At 76.7% G+C, this 18,141-nt stretch carries 17 protein-coding genes; 7 read left to right on the forward strand and 10 right to left on the reverse strand.

The window, feature by feature from the left end:
• Nucleotide 1: 1 nt before the first annotated feature.
• The gene (locus tag MODMU_RS01035) at nucleotides 2-880 is read right to left on the reverse strand and encodes an FAD binding domain-containing protein (protein ID WP_014738288.1); all 879 of its coding nucleotides are present in this window, start codon (nucleotides 878-880) and stop codon (nucleotides 2-4) included.
• Between the two features lie 108 nt (nucleotides 881-988).
• Between MODMU_RS01035 and MODMU_RS01040 the strand changes: the two genes are divergently transcribed.
• Nucleotides 989-2,359 (forward strand): 8-oxoguanine deaminase, encoded by a 1,371-nt coding sequence (locus MODMU_RS01040; protein WP_014738289.1) that lies wholly within the window; start codon nucleotides 989-991, stop codon nucleotides 2,357-2,359.
• 134 nt (nucleotides 2,360-2,493) lie between these two features.
• Here MODMU_RS01040 and MODMU_RS01045 read toward each other — a convergent pair whose 3' ends face one another.
• The 5 genes from MODMU_RS01045 to egtE all read right to left on the reverse strand — a co-directional run bounded on the left by MODMU_RS01045 (nucleotide 2,494) and on the right by egtE (nucleotide 6,509).
• Complete coding sequence (locus tag MODMU_RS01045; protein WP_014738290.1) at nucleotides 2,494-3,201, reverse strand: anti-sigma factor; 708 nt, start codon at nucleotides 3,199-3,201, stop codon at nucleotides 2,494-2,496.
• A complete protein-coding gene (locus MODMU_RS01050) occupies nucleotides 3,182-3,766 on the reverse strand; it encodes an RNA polymerase sigma factor (RefSeq protein ID WP_041795697.1) in 585 nt (194 codons plus the stop codon). Before MODMU_RS01050 ends, MODMU_RS01045 begins: the two co-directional genes overlap by 20 nt.
• A gap of 59 nt (nucleotides 3,767-3,825) precedes the next feature.
• Entirely contained in the window at nucleotides 3,826-4,470 is a 645-nt protein-coding gene (locus MODMU_RS01055; protein ID WP_014738292.1) for a class F sortase, read from the reverse strand.
• Nucleotides 4,471-4,478: 8 nt separating this feature from the next.
• Nucleotides 4,479-5,288: a DUF4397 domain-containing protein gene (locus tag MODMU_RS01060; protein WP_014738293.1), complete on the reverse strand. Its 810-nt coding sequence runs from the start codon at nucleotides 5,286-5,288 to the stop codon at nucleotides 4,479-4,481.
• Nucleotides 5,289-5,366: 78 nt separating this feature from the next.
• Nucleotides 5,367-6,509 (reverse strand): ergothioneine biosynthesis PLP-dependent enzyme EgtE, encoded by a 1,143-nt coding sequence (gene egtE, locus MODMU_RS01065; protein WP_014738294.1) that lies wholly within the window; start codon nucleotides 6,507-6,509, stop codon nucleotides 5,367-5,369.
• A 133-nt stretch (nucleotides 6,510-6,642) separates the two neighbouring features.
• On the opposite strand from egtE, the gene MODMU_RS01070 reads away from it, so the two are divergent.
• The 5 genes from MODMU_RS01070 (at nucleotide 6,643) to MODMU_RS01090 (ending at nucleotide 11,772) form a co-directional block, all read left to right on the forward strand.
• On the forward strand, nucleotides 6,643-7,602 hold the full coding sequence (locus MODMU_RS01070) for an anti-sigma factor RsbA family regulatory protein (protein WP_014738295.1): 960 nt from the start codon (nucleotides 6,643-6,645) through the stop codon (nucleotides 7,600-7,602).
• A 1-nt stretch (nucleotide 7,603) separates the two neighbouring features.
• A complete protein-coding gene (locus tag MODMU_RS01075) occupies nucleotides 7,604-8,080 on the forward strand; it encodes a DUF309 domain-containing protein (protein ID WP_014738296.1) in 477 nt (158 codons plus the stop codon).
• 54 nt (nucleotides 8,081-8,134) lie between these two features.
• Entirely contained in the window at nucleotides 8,135-9,607 is a 1,473-nt protein-coding gene (locus tag MODMU_RS01080) for an NAD-dependent malic enzyme (protein WP_014738297.1), read from the forward strand.
• A 4-nt stretch (nucleotides 9,608-9,611) separates the two neighbouring features.
• Complete coding sequence (locus MODMU_RS01085; protein WP_014738298.1) at nucleotides 9,612-10,799, forward strand: MalY/PatB family protein; 1,188 nt, start codon at nucleotides 9,612-9,614, stop codon at nucleotides 10,797-10,799.
• A 103-nt stretch (nucleotides 10,800-10,902) separates the two neighbouring features.
• The gene (locus MODMU_RS01090; protein WP_014738299.1) at nucleotides 10,903-11,772 is read left to right on the forward strand and encodes a DNA-formamidopyrimidine glycosylase family protein; all 870 of its coding nucleotides are present in this window, start codon (nucleotides 10,903-10,905) and stop codon (nucleotides 11,770-11,772) included.
• 42 nt (nucleotides 11,773-11,814) lie between these two features.
• Here the strand turns inward: MODMU_RS01090 and MODMU_RS01095 are convergent, their stop codons facing one another.
• The gene (locus tag MODMU_RS01095) at nucleotides 11,815-12,678 is read right to left on the reverse strand and encodes a hypothetical protein (RefSeq protein WP_014738300.1); all 864 of its coding nucleotides are present in this window, start codon (nucleotides 12,676-12,678) and stop codon (nucleotides 11,815-11,817) included.
• Between the two features lie 122 nt (nucleotides 12,679-12,800).
• On the opposite strand from MODMU_RS01095, the gene MODMU_RS01100 reads away from it, so the two are divergent.
• Nucleotides 12,801-13,484: an HAD family hydrolase gene (locus tag MODMU_RS01100; protein WP_014738301.1), complete on the forward strand. Its 684-nt coding sequence runs from the start codon at nucleotides 12,801-12,803 to the stop codon at nucleotides 13,482-13,484.
• Here MODMU_RS01100 and MODMU_RS01105 read toward each other — a convergent pair.
• From MODMU_RS01105 to MODMU_RS01115, 3 genes are all read right to left on the reverse strand, one after another.
• Nucleotides 13,468-14,661 carry an MBL fold metallo-hydrolase gene (locus MODMU_RS01105; protein ID WP_014738302.1) on the reverse strand — a complete coding sequence of 398 codons (1,194 nt, stop codon included), beginning with the start codon at nucleotides 14,659-14,661 and terminating at the stop codon, nucleotides 13,468-13,470. The genes MODMU_RS01100 and MODMU_RS01105 overlap by 17 nt on opposite strands.
• 136 nt (nucleotides 14,662-14,797) lie before the next feature.
• Entirely contained in the window at nucleotides 14,798-17,248 is a 2,451-nt protein-coding gene (locus MODMU_RS01110) for an FtsX-like permease family protein (RefSeq protein ID WP_014738303.1), read from the reverse strand.
• An 11-nt stretch (nucleotides 17,249-17,259) separates the two neighbouring features.
• Nucleotides 17,260-18,033: an ABC transporter ATP-binding protein gene (locus MODMU_RS01115; protein WP_014738304.1), complete on the reverse strand. Its 774-nt coding sequence runs from the start codon at nucleotides 18,031-18,033 to the stop codon at nucleotides 17,260-17,262.
• Nucleotides 18,034-18,141: the final 108 nt, after the last annotated feature.

Here is an 18,141-nt window from a genome sequence, read left to right on the forward strand (position 1 = left end):
GTCAGTTCCCCCTCGACTCGTGCCGGTAGTCCGTCCAGGCCCAGGTCAGCGCGCGGCGGGCCATGACCGACAGCGCGTGCCGGCGGTAGGCGGCGGTGCCGCGGACGTCGTCGATCGGCGAGGACGCCGCCGCGACCAGCTCGCCGAACCGGCGGGCGGTCGCCGCCGGCAGCTCGGCGCGGGACTCCCACAGCCCGGCGGCGTCGAGCTCACCGGCCAGGAACTCCTCGGCGGCGGGGGCGCGCCGCGGGGTCGGCGCGGCCGACCCCAGGGCCGCGCCGACCGTGCGGCGGTCCGGGTGCAGCGCCAGGCCGAAGGCCGCGACCGCGATGACCATCGCGTTGCGGGTGCCGATCTTGCTGTACTGCTGCGGGCCGCTCGGCGGGGTGACGTGCACCGCGGCGATGAGCTCGTCGGCGTCCATCGCGTTCCGCTTGGGCCCGGTGTAGAAGTCGGTGACCGGGATCCGCCGGCTGCCGCGGACCGACGCCACCTCCACCACCGCGTCGGCGGCCAGCAGCGCGGGGTGCGCGTCGCCGGCCGGGGAGGCGGTGGCCAGGTTGCCGCCGACGGTGCCGCGGTTGCGGATCTGCGGAGAGCCGATCGTCCGCGCGGCCATGGCCAGGCCCGGCAGGGCGTCGCCGAGGTCGGTGATGACCCGGGCGTAGCTGACCCCGGCGCCCAGCCGGACGGCGCCGGCCTCGGTGCCCCACCCCTGCAGCTCGCCGACCCGGGTGAGGTCCAGCAGCAGCGGCGGCCGCAGGTGGCCGAAGTTGATGCCGACCATGACGTCGGTGCCTCCGGCGATCGGCACGGCGTCCGGGTGGGCGGACTTCGCCTCCAGCGCCTCGGCCCAGCTCGCGGGCTGCAGGAACTCCATCGTCGGTCTCGCCTCCGGTGCAGGGGACGGCCACGGTAACGCCCCGGTGTCACGGTGCGATGACGTGCCGGTGCGCGCCCGGACACATCCGGTGGGCAGGATGCGCCCGTGCAGACCGCTGAGCTCCTCGTGCACGACGCCGAGCTGATCGCCACCGTCGACGACGCCCGCCGGGAGATCGCCGGGGGGTGGGTCGCCGTCACCGACGGGGTGGTGAGCGCCCTGGGCGGGCCGGGTGACCCCCAGCCGGCGGCGGCCCGGCGGCTCGACGCCCGCGGCTGCCTGGTCACCCCGGGGCTGGTGAACACCCACCACCACCTCTACCAGAACCTGACCCGCGCGTACGCCCCCGCGCTGACCGGCGGGCTGTTCGACTGGCTGGTGACCCTCTACCCGCTGTGGGCCCGGCTCGACGAGGAGGCCGCGCACGTCAGCGCCTGGGTCGGGCTCGCCGAGCTGGCGCTGTCCGGGTGCACCACCTCGACCGACCACTCCTACGTGCACCCTCGCGGCGCCGGCGACCTCATCAGCGCGGAGGTGGCGGCGGCCCGGGAGCTCGGCGTCCGGTTCCACCCCACCCGCGGGTCGATGTCGCTGTCGGTCAAGGACGGCGGGCTGCCGCCGGACTCCGTCGTCCAGGACGACGACGAGATTCTCGCCGACTCGCAGCGGCTGGTGGAGCTGCACCACGACCGGTCGGCGACGGCGATGACCCGGATCGCGCTGGCGCCGTGCTCGCCGTTCAGCGTCTCGACCGCGCTCATGCGGCGCACCGCCGAGCTGGCCGCGACCCTCGACGTCCGGCTGCACACCCACCTGGCCGAGACGCAGGACGAGGACGCGTTCTGCCTGCAGACGTTCGGTCGCCGTCCGGTCGACTACCTCGACGACGTCGGCTGGATGACCGACCGGACCTGGCTGGCGCACGTCGTGTGGCCGTCCGAGCCCGAGATCGCCCGGCTGGGCGCCGCCGGGGTCGGGGCGGCGCACTGCCCGTCGTCGAACATGATCCTGGGCAGCGGCCTGGCCCCGGTCGCCGAGCTGCGCGCCGCCGGCGCCCCGGTCGGGCTGGGCGTGGACGGCTCGGCGTCGGCGGACTCCGCGTCGCTGTGGCTGGAGGCGCGCACCGCGATGCTGCAGGGCAAGCTCCGGCACGGCGCGGCGGCGATGTCCGCGCGGGACGCCCTGGAGATCGCCACCCGCGGCGGCGCGGCGTGCCTGGGCCGGGCCGGGGAGATCGGGCAGCTCTCGGTGGGCGCGTGCGGTGACCTGGCGGTCTGGTCGCTCGAGGGCGTCCGTTTCGCCGGCGCGCTCAGTGACCCGGTCGAGGCCTGGCTGCGCTGCGGCCCGGTGGCGGCCCGGGAGACCGTCGTCGCCGGCCGGCTGGTGGTCGCCGACGGCGCGGTCACTCATCCCGGGCTCGACGAGCAGCTCGCCGTCCACCGCCGCGTCTCCCAGCGCCTCCAGTCCGCCGTCTGACCCGCCGGTTTCGGCGCCGAACCCGCACCAGCTTTCGGCGCCGAAACCGGCAAGGGGGGCATTCGCGCGCGAAAGCACCTGCGCTTTCGCGCGCGAAAGCGCAGGGCTTTCGGTACCGAAAGCCCCTCGGGTTCTCAGCGTTCGAGGGAGCCGCGGGCTACGGAGACGCCGGAGTGGGTGGGGTCGCCGTCCATCGGCTCCACCGAGACGTCGACCACCGGGTAGGCGCCCAGGTCGAGCCCGTCGGGCAGCGGCAGCACGGTGTCGCCGCGGTGCACCACCCCGACCGGCACCATCCGGACGGCGTCGGGCTGCAGCAGCCAGACCTCGTAGTAGCCGTCGGGCAGCGCCGGCGCGTCCAGGTCGACCTGCAGCGAGCGGACGCCGTCGGCGTCGCGCACCTCGGCCCGGCCGGAGGCGTCCTCGGCGGGCAGCGGGTCCAGCGTGGCCGAGGCGACCACCGCACCGCTCCCGCCGTCGTCGTCCCGGGTCAGCGCCACGGCGCCGCCGCCGACCACCCCGCCCACGAGGACGGCGGCGGCGACGGTCAGCCAGCGGGTCCGCGACGGCCGCGGGCGCAGCGGGACGACGTCGGCACCGGCGGACGGCGGGGCGGTCGAGACGCCGGTGGCCGCGGCGATCGCCGTCCAGACCTGCGGGGGCGGGGCGACCTCCGGCGCGGTGCCCGAGAGCTCGGGCACGGCCAGCACGTCGACCGGACGGCGGAGCGAGGCGACCTCGGCCGTGCACTGCGCGCAGCCGGCCAGGTGGGCGGCGTCGGCCGCGGGCAGCTGCTCGCCGAGCGCGGCGAGGGCGAGCTGCTCAGGGGTGGAGTGCGGCACCGTCCACCTCCAAGCGGTCGCGCAGCCGTTCCAGGGTGCGTCGGATGTGGCTCTTCACGGTGCCCAGCGGGATCCCGGTGCGGGCCGCGATCTGCGTGTGGGTCAGGTCGGCGAAGAACGCGAGCTCGATGATCCTTCGTTGTGGTTGGCCGATGCGGTTCAACTCGCCGAGCAGCAGCACCCGGTCGGCGACCGCGTCGTCCACCCGGGTGGTGTCGGTCGGGTCCGGCCGGGACCGCGCGTCGGCGGCAGCCGCCTCGGCCGAGCGGCGCTGCCGGGCCATCTTCGCCCAGGTGTCGGCGATCTTGTGCCGGCAGATGCCCACCAGCCAGGCCGGCAGCGGACCGGCGGCCGGGCTGTAGCCTTCCCGGCCGGTCCAGGCCGCGACGAAGGTCTGCTGGGTGACGTCCTCGGCGTCGGGGCCCGGACCGAAGGCGCGCACGGCCATGCCGTGCACCTGGCCGGCCCAGCGCGCGTAGGCCTCCGCGAGCGCCTGCTCGTCGCCGGCGCAGAAGCGCCGGGCGACCTCGGCGTCGCTCGGTTCCGCGGCGGGGACGGGCGCCACCTCCCTGACCACCTCCCGAACGTAGGGGATCCCCGCCAGGCGCGGGCGGGACACCGCGGTCACGGCGCGGGTTCGGCGACGACGACGACGTTGTCGGTGTAGCTGCGCAGCTCCGGCAGGAACTCCCCGCCGCAGGTGAGCAGCACCAGCCGGGGCGGCCCGGTGCGCTGGAAGAGGGCGTCCAGCGGCACGGCGCGCTTCTCGATCAGCTCCCGGGAGACGATCCGCCAGCCGGTGACGGCGCCGGACGCGTCGGTCACCCGGACCTCGTCGCCGACCTCGGCCTCGCGCAGCGGTGCCAGCGCACCCAGGCCCTGCTCGGCGTCGTCGACGTGCCCGGCGAGCACCGCCGTCCCCTCGTCGTCGCCGGGGGCGGGGCCGAACCGGTACCAGCCGACCCGGTCGACGTCCTCCGGGAGGGTCATCGCGCCGTCGGGCTCCACGCCCACCGGGTCGAGCGGGGTGTCGACCCCGGCCAGCTGCAGCCGGACCGGGGGCACGACGGGCACGACCGCGGACGGGGCGGCCGGGCGGGCGGTCACCGCGGGGGCGGCGACCGCGGGCACGGGTGCAGGAGGAGCGGTGCTCAGCACCGAGGCCACCGGCGGCCCCGCCGCCGTGGCGGGGCGGGTCACCGCCCACGCCGTCGGGACTCCGACGGCGAGGGCGAGACCGGCGACCAGCACGGCGACGGGGACGCGCACGGGGGAGCTCAGGCCCGGGTGGCGAGCAGCCGGCGGCCGGCGAGCGCCGCGGCGACCAGGCCGGCGCCGGACAGCGCGACCAGCGGCAGCGGCAGGCCGTCACTGGTCAGGCCACCCGAGCCGCCGGGGACGGCGGAGGGAGCGGAGTCCATCCCGCCCAGGGTCTGGACGGCCAGCTGGTAGCCGGCGTCGGCCGAGCCCCAGGCGTAGACCGCGGTGACGGTGCCCTCGCCGAGGGTCAGGTCGGCCGGGCCGATCGCCACGGTGGTGGTGCCGGCCAGGACCACGTCGGCGGAGATGGTGCCGGCCGGGACCTCCAGCGTCGCCTCGTTCGGGTTGGTCAGCCCGGGGGCGATGACCGAGCCACCGGCGCGGACGTCGACGGCGGGGGCGGCCGCGGTGTGCCGCACGGTGACCCGGGCCTGGCCGGCCGGGACGGCCGACACGTCGTTGACGAAGGGCGTCAGGACCGGCGTGCCGGTCTCGGTCAGGTGCGCGACCACGGTGGCGTTCGCGCCGGCCGGGACGGAGACGTCGTCGGCCTTCGCGGCGGGCTCGGTGCTGGTCGGGTCCGCGCCCGCCGGGTAGATGGCCAGGTCGTACTCGCCGGCCGGCAGGGACATCTCGTCGGTGAGCGTGCCCGGCTGGAAGTCCGGGATCAGCTCCTCGCCGTTGGCGTAGACGTCGACCGTCACGCCGGGGACGGCGTGCAGGACCGACACGGTGGCGGTGTCGGCGGCGCCGGCGGGCGGTGCCGCCAGGACGACGAGACCGCCGGCGGCGGCGGCGGCCAGGGTGATGCTGCGTGCTCGGCTCACGGTGGTTCCTTCCGGGTGGACGGGGAGGTGCTCACCCCGTCCTTCCGCGGCTCCCCCCGCCCCGGATGCAGCGACCGGTCAGCGGGCCAGCCCGGCGGCCAGCGCGTCGAGGTCGTCGAGGGTGGCGTCCAGGTGCGGCGAGACGCGCAGCACCGGCCCGGTCAGCTCCGCGCGGGCGCGCTCCCGGCCCACCGCCGTCACCAGCACGCCGTGCTCGGCGTGCAGCCGGTCGACCGTCGCGGCGACGTCGACGCCGGCGGGCGGCCGCAGCGTGGTGATCGCGGTCGGGGAGTCCAGCGGCTCGACGACCGACCAGCCGCCCCGCCCGCCGAGCAGCTCCCGGGTGGCCCGGCCGAGCGCCGCGAGCCGGCCGCGGACCCGGTCCGGCCCGGCGGCCAGGTGCTCGCCGAGGGCGACCACGAGACCGACCCGGCCGGCGACGTGCGCGTCGGCGGACTCGTACCAGCGGGCGTGGTCGACGTCCGCGCCGCCGTCGTCGAACAGCTCCGGGCCGACCGCCGGGGTCAGCCGGGCGGTGATCGAGGGCCGCATCACCAGGAAGCCCACGCCGCGCGGCCCGGCCAGCCACTTGCGGGCCGGTGCGTAGGCGACGTCGGCGCCCAGGTCGCAGTCGACCTGGTCGAGCGCCTGCGCGACGTCGAGCACCAGCGGCACGCCGGCGGCGCGGCACAGGGCGGCCAGCTCGCGGCCGGGCTGGACGACGCCGCGGTGGCTGGCCACCAGGGTCACGTGCACCAGCGCGGGCGGGTCGTCGCGCAGCACCCGCTCGACGCCGGCCAGGTCGGCGCGGCCCAGGTCGTCGGCGGGCAGCACGACCGGCACCAGGCCCGCGTCGGCGAGGACGGCGGCGTTGTGCCAGTACTCGCCGGGCAGCACGCCCACCCGGGTGCCGGGCGCCGGCCGCCAGCGGCCGATGAGCGTGCGCAGCGAGGCCGAGGCGCTCTCGGTGAACGCCACGTCGGCGGCCGCCATCCCGACCAGCCCGGCGAGCACCGAGCGGCCCTGCTGCAGCAGGCCCTCGGCGGCGGCCTCGGCGACGTGCGCGCCGACCTCCGCCTCGTGCCGGGCGTGCCGGGCCACCGCCTCGAGCACCTGCTCGCTCTGTCGGCTGCAGGCCGCCGAGTTGAGGTGGACCACGGCCGGCCGCGGTCGGGCGGCGCGCCAGCGGGTGCCCAGGTCGTCGTGCGGGAGCGCGGTCACCGGCCCGACGCTAGGGCACCGCCGGCGCGCGGGTGGGCAGGAGCACGCGTGGGTGCGCTCCGGCCGGGTAGGGGAGGCAGGAGCACAGCTGCCAGCACGGCGGCCCGGAGACGACGGAACGGGGACCAGCCGCATGGACGGGGCGCACCGGGCACTCATCGGCGCCTCGGACCCAGAGCTGGTCGACGGCACGGTGGCCTTCGTCCGGGACGCCCTCGACGCCGGTGAGCAGGTCGTCGTCGTCTGCACCGACCCGACCGCCGAGCTGCTGCAGAAGGCGCTGGCCGACCTCCCGCAGGTCGCCTGGGCCGAGTGGGGCGAGGTCTACGGCCACGGCCCGGCCGCGGCGGTCACCGCGGTCCGCCGGCTCGGCGAGCGGCACCGGACGCCGGGCAACCGCGTGGTGCGCGTCGTCCTGGAGCCGCTGGCCGGGCCGGACCGCGACACCTGGCGGGAGTGGCAGCGCTACGACGCCGTGCTGGACCACCAGCTCGACGAGGCCGACCGGCTCGGCGAGGAGCCGCTGCTGGTGCTCTGCCTGTGCGACACCCGGCGGGTCCCGGCCGAGCTGGTCCAGGCCGCCCGGCACACGCACCCCTCGCTGCAGGTCGACGGCGCCGCGGTGGTCAACCCCGCGCACGTCGACGCCGCCGAGTACCTCACCTCGCTGCCGGTGCCGGTCGAGCCGCTGGAGGCGACCCAGCCGCTGGTGCGCGCCGACTCGGTGCGCGACCTCCGCGGCCTGCGCCGGGACCTCGCCGCCCGCGCGGCCGAGGCCCGGCTGCCGGCCGGCTCCGAGTCGGCGCTGGAGGACTTCCTGCTCGCGGTCGACGAGATGACCACCAACGCGCTGCGGCACGGCCGGCCGCCGGTCGACCTGCGGCTGTGGGTCGACGACCGGCGGCTGGTCTGCACGGTCACCGACCGCGGCGCCGGGCTGCAGGACCCGTTCATCGGCTACGGCCCGGCGCACGGCGACGACCTGTCGCTGGGCGGCATGGGGCTGTGGCTGGCCCGCCAGCTCTGCGACCACGTGGACATCAGCGTCGCCGACCAGGGCGTCCGGGTCCGGCTCACCACCGTCCTGCACTGACGTGGCCGGCGCCGACCGGGACCGCGACGCCGCCGGCCGCGCCCGCAACGCCCGCCCGCGGGACGCGCTCGGCCGGCCGCTGCCGCACGGTTCGGTCGGCGAGCCGCGCGCCCCGGAGGGCGTCGTCCGCACGCCGGAGGCGACCCTGCGCGAGGCGCAGGCACTGCTCGACGCCGGTCGCCCCTTCCACGCCCACGAGGTGCTGGAGGACGCCTGGAAGACCGGTCCCGACGACGAGCGCGACCTGTGGCGAGGCCTGGCCCAACTCGCGGTCGGGCTGACCCACGCTGCCCGCGGGAACGGCCCGGGAGCGGCCACCCTGCTGACCCGGGGCGCGCGCTCGCTGGGCACCGCGGTCGGCGCGGCGGCGCGCCACGGGGTCGACGTCCCGGGTCTCGTCGGGTGGGCGGAGCGGCTGGCCGCCGCCGCGGCGGCGGGCGGGCCGGTGGACCTGACCCCGCCCCGGCTCACCGGCTGACCCGGTGCCACTCCCCTGTGGTGGGACGACCACGGTGAGTGCCACGATGAGCCTGTGACGGCCATCACCTCTGACGCGAGCACCCCCGCACCGCCCGCCGCCCGTGGGCTGGTGACCTCGGCGTCCTATTCGATCACCGTGCGCCTCGCCGCCGACGGCGACCCGGCCAGCGTCGGGCGGATCGCCACCGCGGTGGGCAGCGCCGGGGGCGCGGTCACCGCCATCGACGTCGTCGAGTCCCGGCCCGACGGGCTGATCGTCGACGTCACCTGCTCGGCCGCCGACGCCGCGCACTCGGAGGAGGTCGTCGCCGCGCTCGACGCGGTCGACAACGTGCACGTGCGCAAGGTCAGCGACCGCACCTTCCTGCTGCACCTGGGCGGGAAGCTGGAGGTCGCCTCCAAGGTGCCGCTGAAGACCCGTGACGACCTGTCGATGGCCTACACCCCCGGGGTGGCACGGGTCTGCCTGGCGCTGGCCGAGCACCCCGAGGACGTCCGCCGGCTGACGATCAAGGGCAACACCGTCGCCGTGGTCACCGACGGCTCGGCCGTGCTGGGCCTGGGCGACATCGGGCCCGGTGCCTCGATGCCGGTGATGGAGGGCAAGGCCGCGCTGTTCAAGCGGTTCGCCGACATCGACGCGTGGCCGATCGCGCTGGACACCCAGGACGTCGACGAGATCGTCCGCACCGTCGAGCTCATCGCGCCGGGCTTCGGGGGCATCAACCTGGAGGACATCGCCGCACCGCGCTGCTTCGAGATCGAGGCCCGGCTGCGGGAGAAGCTGGACATCCCGGTCTTCCACGACGACCAGCACGGGACGGCGATCTGCGTGCTCGCCGCGCTGCGCAACGCGCTGCGGGTGGTGGACAAGTCGCTGGAGGACGTGCAGGTCGTCGTCGCCGGCGGCGGCGCGGCCGGGACGGCGATCGTCTCGCTGCTGCTGGAGGCCGGCGCCACGAAGGTGCTGGTCTGGGACCGCGAGGGCATCCTCTCCCCGGACGACGAGCGGCTGTCCCCGGCCAAGCTGGACCTGGCCCGGCGCACCAACCCCGGCTGCCGCCGCGGCGAGCTGCCCGACGCGCTGGTCGGCGCGGACGTGTTCATCGGGGTCAGCGCGGCCAACGTCATCCCGGCCGAGGCGCTGGCCGGGATGAACGAGCGGGCGGTGGTGTTCCCGATGGCCAACCCCACCCCGGACGTCGACCCGGTGCGCGCCCGGCAGTACGCCGACGTGGTCGCCTCGGGCCGCTCGGACCTGCCCAACCAGATCAACAACGTGCTGGCGTTCCCCGGGGTGTTCCGCGGGCTGCTCGACGCCCGCGCCAAGGAGGTGCGGCCGGGCATGCTGCTCGCCGCCGCCGAGGCGCTGGCCGCGGTGGTCGGCGATGACCAGCTCAACGCCAACTACATCATCCCGAGCGTCTTCGACCCGGCCGTCACCCAGGCCGTCGCCGCCGCGGTGGAGCACTCCGCCCGCGCCGAGCCCGGCGCCACGGCACCGACGACCACCGACGCCGACTGACCCGGTGACCGGCCCCGGGGCCGCCTTCGACGCGCTCACCGAGGAGGCGCTGCGCGCGGCCGGCAGCCTGAAGTGGACCCGCTACGGCGACGTGATCGGCGCCTTCGTCGCGGAGATGGACTTCGGGACGGCGCCGGTGGTCACCCGCGCGCTGCACGACGCGGTCGACGCCGGCGCGCTGGGCTACCTGCCCGCGGCCACCCAGCGGGCGATGGCCGAGGCGTGCGCCGCCTGGCAGGCCGACCGGTACGGCTGGCAGGTGCCCGCCGAGCGCGTCGCCCCGCTGGCCGACGTCCTGGCCGGCCTGCAGGTGGCGATCACGCACTGGACGCCGCCGGGCACGGCCGTGGTGCTGCCCACCCCGGCGTACATGCCGTTCACGAAGGTGCCGGGGGAGATGGGGCGCGAGCTGGTGCAGGTGCCGATGGTCCCCGGGGACGACGGTCGGCTCACCTACGACCTGGCCGGCATCGACCGCGCCCTCGCCGCCGGTGCGCGGCTGGTCGTGCACGTCAACCCGCACAACCCGGTCGGCCGGGTGTTCACCGGGGCCGAGCAGCTCGCCCTCGCCGAGGTGGTCGACCGGCACGGGGCGCGGGTGTTCGCCGACGAGGTGCACGCGCCGCTGGTGCACCCGGGCGCGGTCCACCGGCCCTACGCCGCGCTGTCCCCGGTCACCGCGGGGCACACGGTGACGGCCACCTCGGCGTCCAAGGCGTGGAACCTGCCGGGGCTCAAGTGCGCGCAGCTGCTGCTGTCCAACGACGCGGACGCGCAGCTGTGGGCGCGGGTCGGGGAGCGGGCCGAGCACGGCTGCGGCACGCTCGGGGCGGTCGCGAACACCGTCGCCTACCGCGAGGGCGCCGGCTGGCTGGACGACGTCCTGGCCCACCTCGACGGGAGCCGCCGGCTGCTCGCCGACCTGCTGGCCGAGCAGCTGCCGCAGGTGCGGTACACGCCGCCGGAGGGCACCTACCTGGCCTGGCTGGACTGCCGGGCGCTGGGGATCGAGGAGCCGCTGGGCGAGTTCTTCCGCCGCGAGGCCGGGGTGGCGCTGGTCGACGGCACGGAGTGCGGGGCGGCGGGCGCCGGCCACCTGCGGCTGACCCTGGCCACCCCGCGCCCGGTGCTGCGCACCATCGTCGAGCGGATGGCCGCCGCCGTCAGGACGGCGGCGGGTCCTGTGTCCTGACGAGCGGGGGGCCGGAGGCCTCCCCGAGGAGGGACGTCAGCGGCTCCTCACGACGGGGGACGGCAGGTGGACGCGGTGTCGTCCGGCGGACGACCATGCGCACATGCCCGAGTTGCCCGAGGTGGAGGCCCTGGCGGCGTTCCTGCGCGAGAACGCCGTCGGCCGTGTGGTCACGCGCGTCGACCTGGCCGCCGTCCAGGCGATCAAGACCTTCGACCCGCCGCTGTCCGCGCTGGCCGGGCTGGAGCTCACCGGTGCCATGCGGCACGGCAAGTTCCTCGACCTCGACGTCTCCGGTCTGCACCTGGTCGTGCACCTGGCCCGGGCCGGCTGGCTGCACTGGCGCACCAACCTGCCGCCGGCTCCGCCGAAGCCGGGCAAGGGGCCGCTGGCGATGCGGGTGCACCTCGAGCCGCGGGAGGGGGAACTGCCGGAGGGCTTCGACCTGACCGAGCAGGGCACCCGCAAGGGGCTGGCGGTCTACGTCGTCCGGTCGCCGTCGGAGGTGCCGGGGATCGCCCGGCTCGGCCCGGACGCGCTGACCGTGGACACCGAGCAGTTCGGCGCGCTGCTGGCCGGGCGGCACACCCAGCTCAAGGGCACGCTCACCGATCAGACCGTGCTCGCCGGGATCGGCAACGCCTACTCCGACGAGATCCTGCACGCGGCCAAGCTGTCGCCGTTCAAGATGGCCGACAAGGTCACCGACGACGAGCTGCTCCGGCTGCACGCGGCGATGCGGGAGACGCTGACCGGTGCGCTGGACCGGCAGCTCGGCCAGCGGGCGGCGACGCTCAAGGGCGAGAAGCGGGCCGGGCTGCAGGTGCACGCCCGCACCGGGCTGCCGTGCCCGGTCTGCGGGGACACCGTCCGCGAGGTCTCCTTCGCCGACACCTCGCTGCAGTACTGCCCGACCTGCCAGACCGGCGGCAAGCCGCTCGCCGACCGCCGGATGTCCAAGCTGCTGCGCTGATCGGAGTGGGAGGGCGCGGTTTCCGCGTCCCTCCCACTCCGCTCAGACGGCGTCGAAGCCGACGCGGTCGACCTTGCGGTGGTAGCGGGCGCCGAGGCTCCCGCCGAGCACGGCACCGGCCAGCGTGGCGACCAGGACGGCGACCAGCGCGATGATCCCGGCGGTCGTCGCGTTGCCCTCGTCGACCGGGATCCGCGGCAGGTCCAGGTCGGCGAAGACGTTGTACTCGGACCCGAAGAACAGCCCGGCCAGCGCCAGCAGGACGACCACGACCAGGCCGATCACCCACACCGCCACGCCCTGCCGCGCGCCGTCGAAGCGCGCCATCCGGCCGGCGACGTAGCCGCCGGCGAGGTAGGCCAGGAACAGCGCGACCAGCAGCGCGATGCCCGCGCCGAGCCCGATGCCCGACGCCGCCGAGTCGGCGGCCTCGTCGACCGAGCCCACCCGGTCGGAGAGACCGAAGGCCAGCCCGCCGGCAGACAGCAGCGCGATGAGGAGGACGGCCATCCCGTTCGCCGACAGCCAGCCGAAGAACGCCGCGCCCCACGAGACCCCGCCGTAGCGGGCCCGCTGCGCGGTGAGGACCTGCTGCCGCTCGGCGTGCCCCAGCCCGCGGTGCCGGTCGACGTCGGCGGCCGCGGCCGGGGCGCTCACCGGGGGAGCGGGGGCCGGCGTGCTGGTGGCGGCGGGCACCGGCTCGTTCGGGAGGGTCGGTGTCCGGTCCACCACCGGCGAGGCGATGGTGGTCTCGTCGTCGGCCAGCCGGCTGGTGTCGACGGTGTCCGCCCGCTGGCCGGTCACGGCGTGCGCTCCGGCACCGGAGATGGCGTTGGTGTCGTCCGCGGTGCGGTTGCCGCTGAAGACGGCGCGGACGGTGTCGGTGACGCGCTTCTGAGCGGCCATGCGTGGGACCTCCTGGTCGGTCCGTGGCTGGACCCGTCACCACCGGGATGCCCGCGGACGGCGGGGCCCAACCGCGCCCGCCCCGGCGCGGCGGGCGGGCGGTGGAGGGTGACGATGGCGACATGGCCCTGGTGACCTTCGACCTGTTCAGCGCCCTCATCGACTCCCGGACGGGCGGTTCGGCCGCCTTCGCCGGCCTCGCCGCGGCGCACGGGTGGGACGCCGGGGGCGCCGACCTCTACGACGACTGGGACGCCCGCAACAAGGCCTCGCAGAAGGACCTGCCGCACGACGACGCCGCGCCCTGGGTGTCCTTCGCCGAGCACTCCCGCCGCGCGCTCGCCGCCACCTACGCCGCCCGGGGTCTCGAGGGGGACGCCGCGGCGGACGTCGAGGTGCTGCTCGGCTCGCTGCCGGACTGGCCGCTGTGGCCCGACGTCGAGGCGGGGCTGGCCGCGGTGGGCCGCAGCCACCGGGTGGGCGTGCTGTCCAACGTCGACGACGAGCTGTTCGGCCGCACCCGGGCCGCCGCGCTGGTGGCCCCGGACGCCGTCCTGACCAGCGAGCGGCTGCGGGCGTACAAGCCGCACCCGGAGCTGTACCTGCGGGCCCGCGAGGCCGGCGCGCAGGTGCACGTGCCGGCCTCCGCGCGGGACACCCGCGGCGCGCTGGAGGCCGGGCTGGCCGTCGTCCGGGTGCGCCGGCCGGGGCACCGGGTCGACCCCGCCGGTCCGCAGCCCGAGCACGAGGTCGACGATCTGGCGCAGCTGCCCGCCGTGCTGGCCCGGGTCAGCGCCGGGGCGTGACCCGGCGCAACGGGCCGGTCCGCCGGGGCGCCGGGGACGCCGCGGTCGGCGCGTCGTCGGCCGAGCCGACCGCCGTCCACCAGTCGCGCAGCGGCGGCAGGTCGAGCACGTCGACCCGCTGACCGGGCTGCGGGACGACGACCTGCACACCGCGGGCGTCGGCGGCGGCGAGCAGCCGCTGCACCGGCTCGGCCCAGCGGTGGAACGCCAGGTTGAACGTCGCCCAGTGGATCGGCAGCAGCACCCGGCCACCGAGGTCGCCGTGCGCCCGGACCGCCTCCTCCGGGGTCATGTGGATGGCGTGCCAGGCGGCGTTGTAGGCGCCGACCGGCTGCAGGGCCAGGTCGAACGGTCCGAACCGGGCGCCTATGCCGGCGAAGGCGGGGGTGTAGCCGGTGTCGCCGCCGAAGAACACCCGGTGCCGGGGGCCGGCGACCACCCAGGAGGACCACAGCGTGGTGTCCCGGGCGAAGAACCGGCCGGAGAAGTGCCGGGCCTCGGTGCAGGTCAGGGTCAGCCCGCCGATCGTGGTGGCGCCGTCCCAGTCGAGCTCGACGATCCGCTCCTCGGGCACTCCCCACCGGCGCAGGTGGGCACCGATGCCCAGCGGGACGACGAACGGCGCGGACTGCTCGCGCAGCAGGGCCCGCACCGTGGGCAGGTCGAGGTGGTCGTAGTGGTCGTGGCTGATCAGCACGGCGTCGACCGGGGGCAGCGTCTCCACCGGCGTGGGCGCCGGGTGCAGCCGGGTCGGGCCGATCAGCGGGGACGGCGAGACCCGGTCGCCCCACACCGGGTCGACGAGCACCCGCTGGCCGTCGACCTCGAGCAGCGCGCTGGAGTGCCCGAACCAGGTGACCGCCAGCTCACCGGCCCGCTCCGGCAGCTCCGGGGAGGCCAGCGGGATCGGCCCGCCCGGCAGCCCTTTGTACCGCTCCTCGTGCCACTGCCGCAGCAGCCCGTCCCGGGCGTTGGCCGGGCGCAGGGCGGGCGTGGGCAGGCTGTTGTGGAACTTCCCCTCGGAGTACTGCGGCGAGCCGGCGACGGTGGGGCGCAGCCGGCGTCGGCTCGCGCCCACGGCGACCGGCAGGCCCCAGGCGGCGCGGGCGACCCAGCTGGCCCCACCGGCGAGGACGGCGGTGGCGGTGGCGGTGGCGGCACGGCGGAGGAACGGCACGTCCCCAGCATCCCCGAGCGGCGCTGCCCGCGCTCGACCCCACGCGCAGTCGAGCTCTGCCCCCACACGGGGGCAGAGCTCGACCGTCGACCGGAGGGGTCCGGGAGCCCGGGGGCAGGGCGCTCCCGGACGCCGGTCACCCCGCGATCGCGGCCACCGGGGGCGTCCGGGCCGCACGGCGGGCCGGCAGCACCGAGGCCAGCAGCCCGGCCAGGGTGGCGACGACGACGATCGCGCCCACCTGCAGCCACGGGACGCTGAGCACGATCTCGCCCAGGTCGCCGAGCACCGACGCGGCGCCGATCAGGCCGTAGGCCCCGCCCAGGACGACGCCCAGCAGCGCGGCCACGCCGGCCACCAGCACCGCCTCCCAGGCGAGCACGCCGCGGAGCTGGCCGCGGGTGAGCCCGAGCGCGCGCAGCAGGCCGCTCTCCTGGCGCCGCTCCACCACCGACAGCGCCAGCGTGTTGCCCACGCCGATCAGCGCGATGATCACGGCGACGCCGAGCAACCCGGTCACCACCAGCAGCAGCACGTCGAGCACCGAGTCGATCGCGGCCCGCTCCGACGCCAGCCCGGTGACGAACGCGGTCGGCACGGCGGCGCCCGCCAGGTCGGTGACCGCGTCGATGGCCTCGCCCTGGTCGGCGTCGTCGGCCAGCCGCAGCCACACCGTGTCCATCGCGGCACCGGGGGAGAGCCCGGCCAGGTCCACCGCGGTCAGCAGCGGCCGGTCGGCGTCCCCGGTGACGACGGTGAGCGTGCGGGACCGGTCGCCGGCGGTCAGCGTCACCGGGTCACCGGCGCGCACGCCCCAGCTGTCCTCGGCCCAGGGAGGCAGGGCGACCTGGCCCAGCTCGGGGAGGGTGAGGTCGGCCGTCGAGCGCAGCACCGGCTGCGCCTGCGCCGGGTCGACGCCGTTGACCTGCGTCTCGTAGCCGTCCGGGCCGACGACGGTCGCGCCGGTGAGCCCGGTGCTGCCGACCACGCCGTCCACCTGCCGCAGCTGGCCCAGCAGCGCCGCCGGCACCTCCTGCCCGGCGTCGACGACGACGTCGGTGGGGTAGGCGGCCGCCAGCCCGGCCTGGGCGGTGGCCCGGGTCGAGGAGGCGCCGACGACCATCGCGGTGGTCAGCGTGACGCCGATGAGCAGGGCGGTCGCCGTCGCCGCCGTCCGGCGCGGGTTGCGGGTCGCGTTGCCCGCCGCCAGCCGGCCGGGCAGCCCGCCGACCCGACCGAGCAGGCCGCCGACGGCTGCCACCACCGGCGGCACCGCCCGCTGGGCGAGCAGCACGACGCCCAGGAAGCTGAGCACCCCGCCGGCCAGCGAGTACAGGACCTCCGCCTGCAGCGCGCCCAGCCCGAGCAGGCCGGCGCCGGGGAGGAGCAGCAGCAGGCCGAGGACGAGCCGGGCGACGCCGCCGCGGGAGCGCAGCGGCGCGGGGTCGACCGGCCGCAGCGCGGCCAGCGGTGCGACCCGGGTCGCCGCCCGGGCGGGGGCCAGCGCGGCCAGCAGCGTGGTCAGGGTGCCGACCAGCAGCCCGACGACCACGGCGGTGACCGGGACGGAGATCCCGGACAGCGGGACGGGGGAGTCGGTGGAGGCGACGACCGCGGAGACGGCGGCGGCCAGGCCGATGCCGGCGAGCACGCCCAGCACCGAGGCGGCCAGCCCGGTGAGCGCCGCCTCGCCCAGCACGCTGCGGCGCACCTGCCGCGAGGTGGCCCCGACGCAGCGCAGCAGCGCCAGGTCGCGGGTCCGCTGGGCGAGCAGCACCGCGAAGGTGTTGGCGATGACCAGCCCTGCGACGAGGACGGCCACGGTGGCGAAGACCAGCAGCACCGCGGTCAGCCACTCGGTGCCGCCGGTGAGGTCCGCCGCGGTGCGCTCGGCCTGCTCGGTGCCGGTGCGGACGGTGACGTCCTGCCCGTCCAGCGCCGCGGTGACCGCGGCGGTCAGCGCCGCCGGGTCGGTGCCGGTCCGCCCCGCGATGCGCAGCTCCGCCGGGTCGGCGGCGCCCCACGCCTGCGCCTGGTCGGCGGTGCTGAACGCGCGGCCGTACAGGCCGGCGGACGGGTCGCCGCGGAGGTCGACGACGCCGGTGACGGTGGCGTCGGTCGTCGTCGCGACGCCGTCGGCGTCGTAGCTGGTGACCGGGACGACGTCGCCGACAGAGGCGCCGACCCGTTCGCTGACCGCGATCTCGCCCGGGCGCACCGGCAGGGCACCGGCGGCCAGGTGCTGCCAGCGCAGCCCGGGGTCGCCGGCCACCGACTCGACCACCAGGTGCTGCGAGCCGGTCCGCCCGGGGACGGCCGCCTGCACGCTGGTCTGCCAGCTGGGGTCGACGGCCTGGACGCCGTCCAGGGCGGTGAGCGTGCCCACCCGGTCGGTCAGGCCGCGGCCGTCGTCGCTGGTGACGACGACGTCGGTGTCGACGTACTGCGCGCCGGCCGCCTCCAGGACGGTCGACCGGGTGGTCTGGTCCAGCACCAGGGTGGCCACCACGAAGCCCACGGCGATGACGATCGCCAGGGTGGAGGCGACCAGCCGGGCGGCGTGCGCCCGGATGCTCGCCAGCGTCACTGCGCGCACGGTCAGGCCCCCAGCCCGCGCAGCGCGCCGGTGATCGAGTCGGCGGTCGGCTGGTGCACCTCGCCGGCGAGCCGGCCGTCGGCCAGCAGCACCACGCGGTCGGCGTAGGCGGCGGCGACCGGGTCGTGGGTGACCATGACGACGGTCTGGCCGGTCTCCCGGACGCTGGAGCGCAGCAGGTCGAGCACCTCCGCGCCGGCGTGCGAGTCCAGGTTGCCGGTGGGCTCGTCGGCGAAGACGACGTCCGGGCGGGGGAGCAGCGCGCGGGCGACGGCGACGCGCTGCTGCTGGCCGCCGGAGAGCTCGTGCGGGCGGTGCCGCAGCCGGTCGCGCAGCCCCAGCCGGCCGATCACGGCGTCCATCCAGGCGCGGTCGGGGCGCTGCCCGGCCAGCTGCATCGGCAGCAGGATGTTCTCCTGCGCGTCGAGCACCGGCAGCAGGTTGAAGGACTGGAAGACGAAGCCGATCCGCTCCCGCCGCAGCCTGGTGAGCTGGTCGTCGCGGAGCCGGGTCAGCTCGGTGTCACCCAGCCAGACCTGACCCTCGGTGGCGGCGTCCAGCCCCGCCAGGCAGTGCATGAGCGTGGACTTGCCCGACCCCGAGGGGCCCATGATCGCGGTGAACCGGCCGCGGTCGAACGTGACGTCCACCCCGGCGAGCGCGTGCACCGCGGTCTCCCCGCTGCCGTGGGTCTTGCGCAGGCCCACGGCGCGGACGGCGGCGTCCCGGTGCGAGGCGGGGGCCTCGCCGGGGACGGTCATGACGGGGACGGACACGGGAGCCTCCAGGAGCGGTGATCAGGTGAGATCACGTTCTCGCCCGGAGCCGTCCTCCCGCGTCGCCGCACGGGTGGGTCCTGTCCGCCGGCTGTGTGCCGCCCGAGG

It is taken from the genome of Modestobacter italicus (assembly GCF_000306785.1).
Lineage (GTDB): Bacteria > Actinomycetota > Actinomycetes > Mycobacteriales > Geodermatophilaceae > Modestobacter > Modestobacter italicus.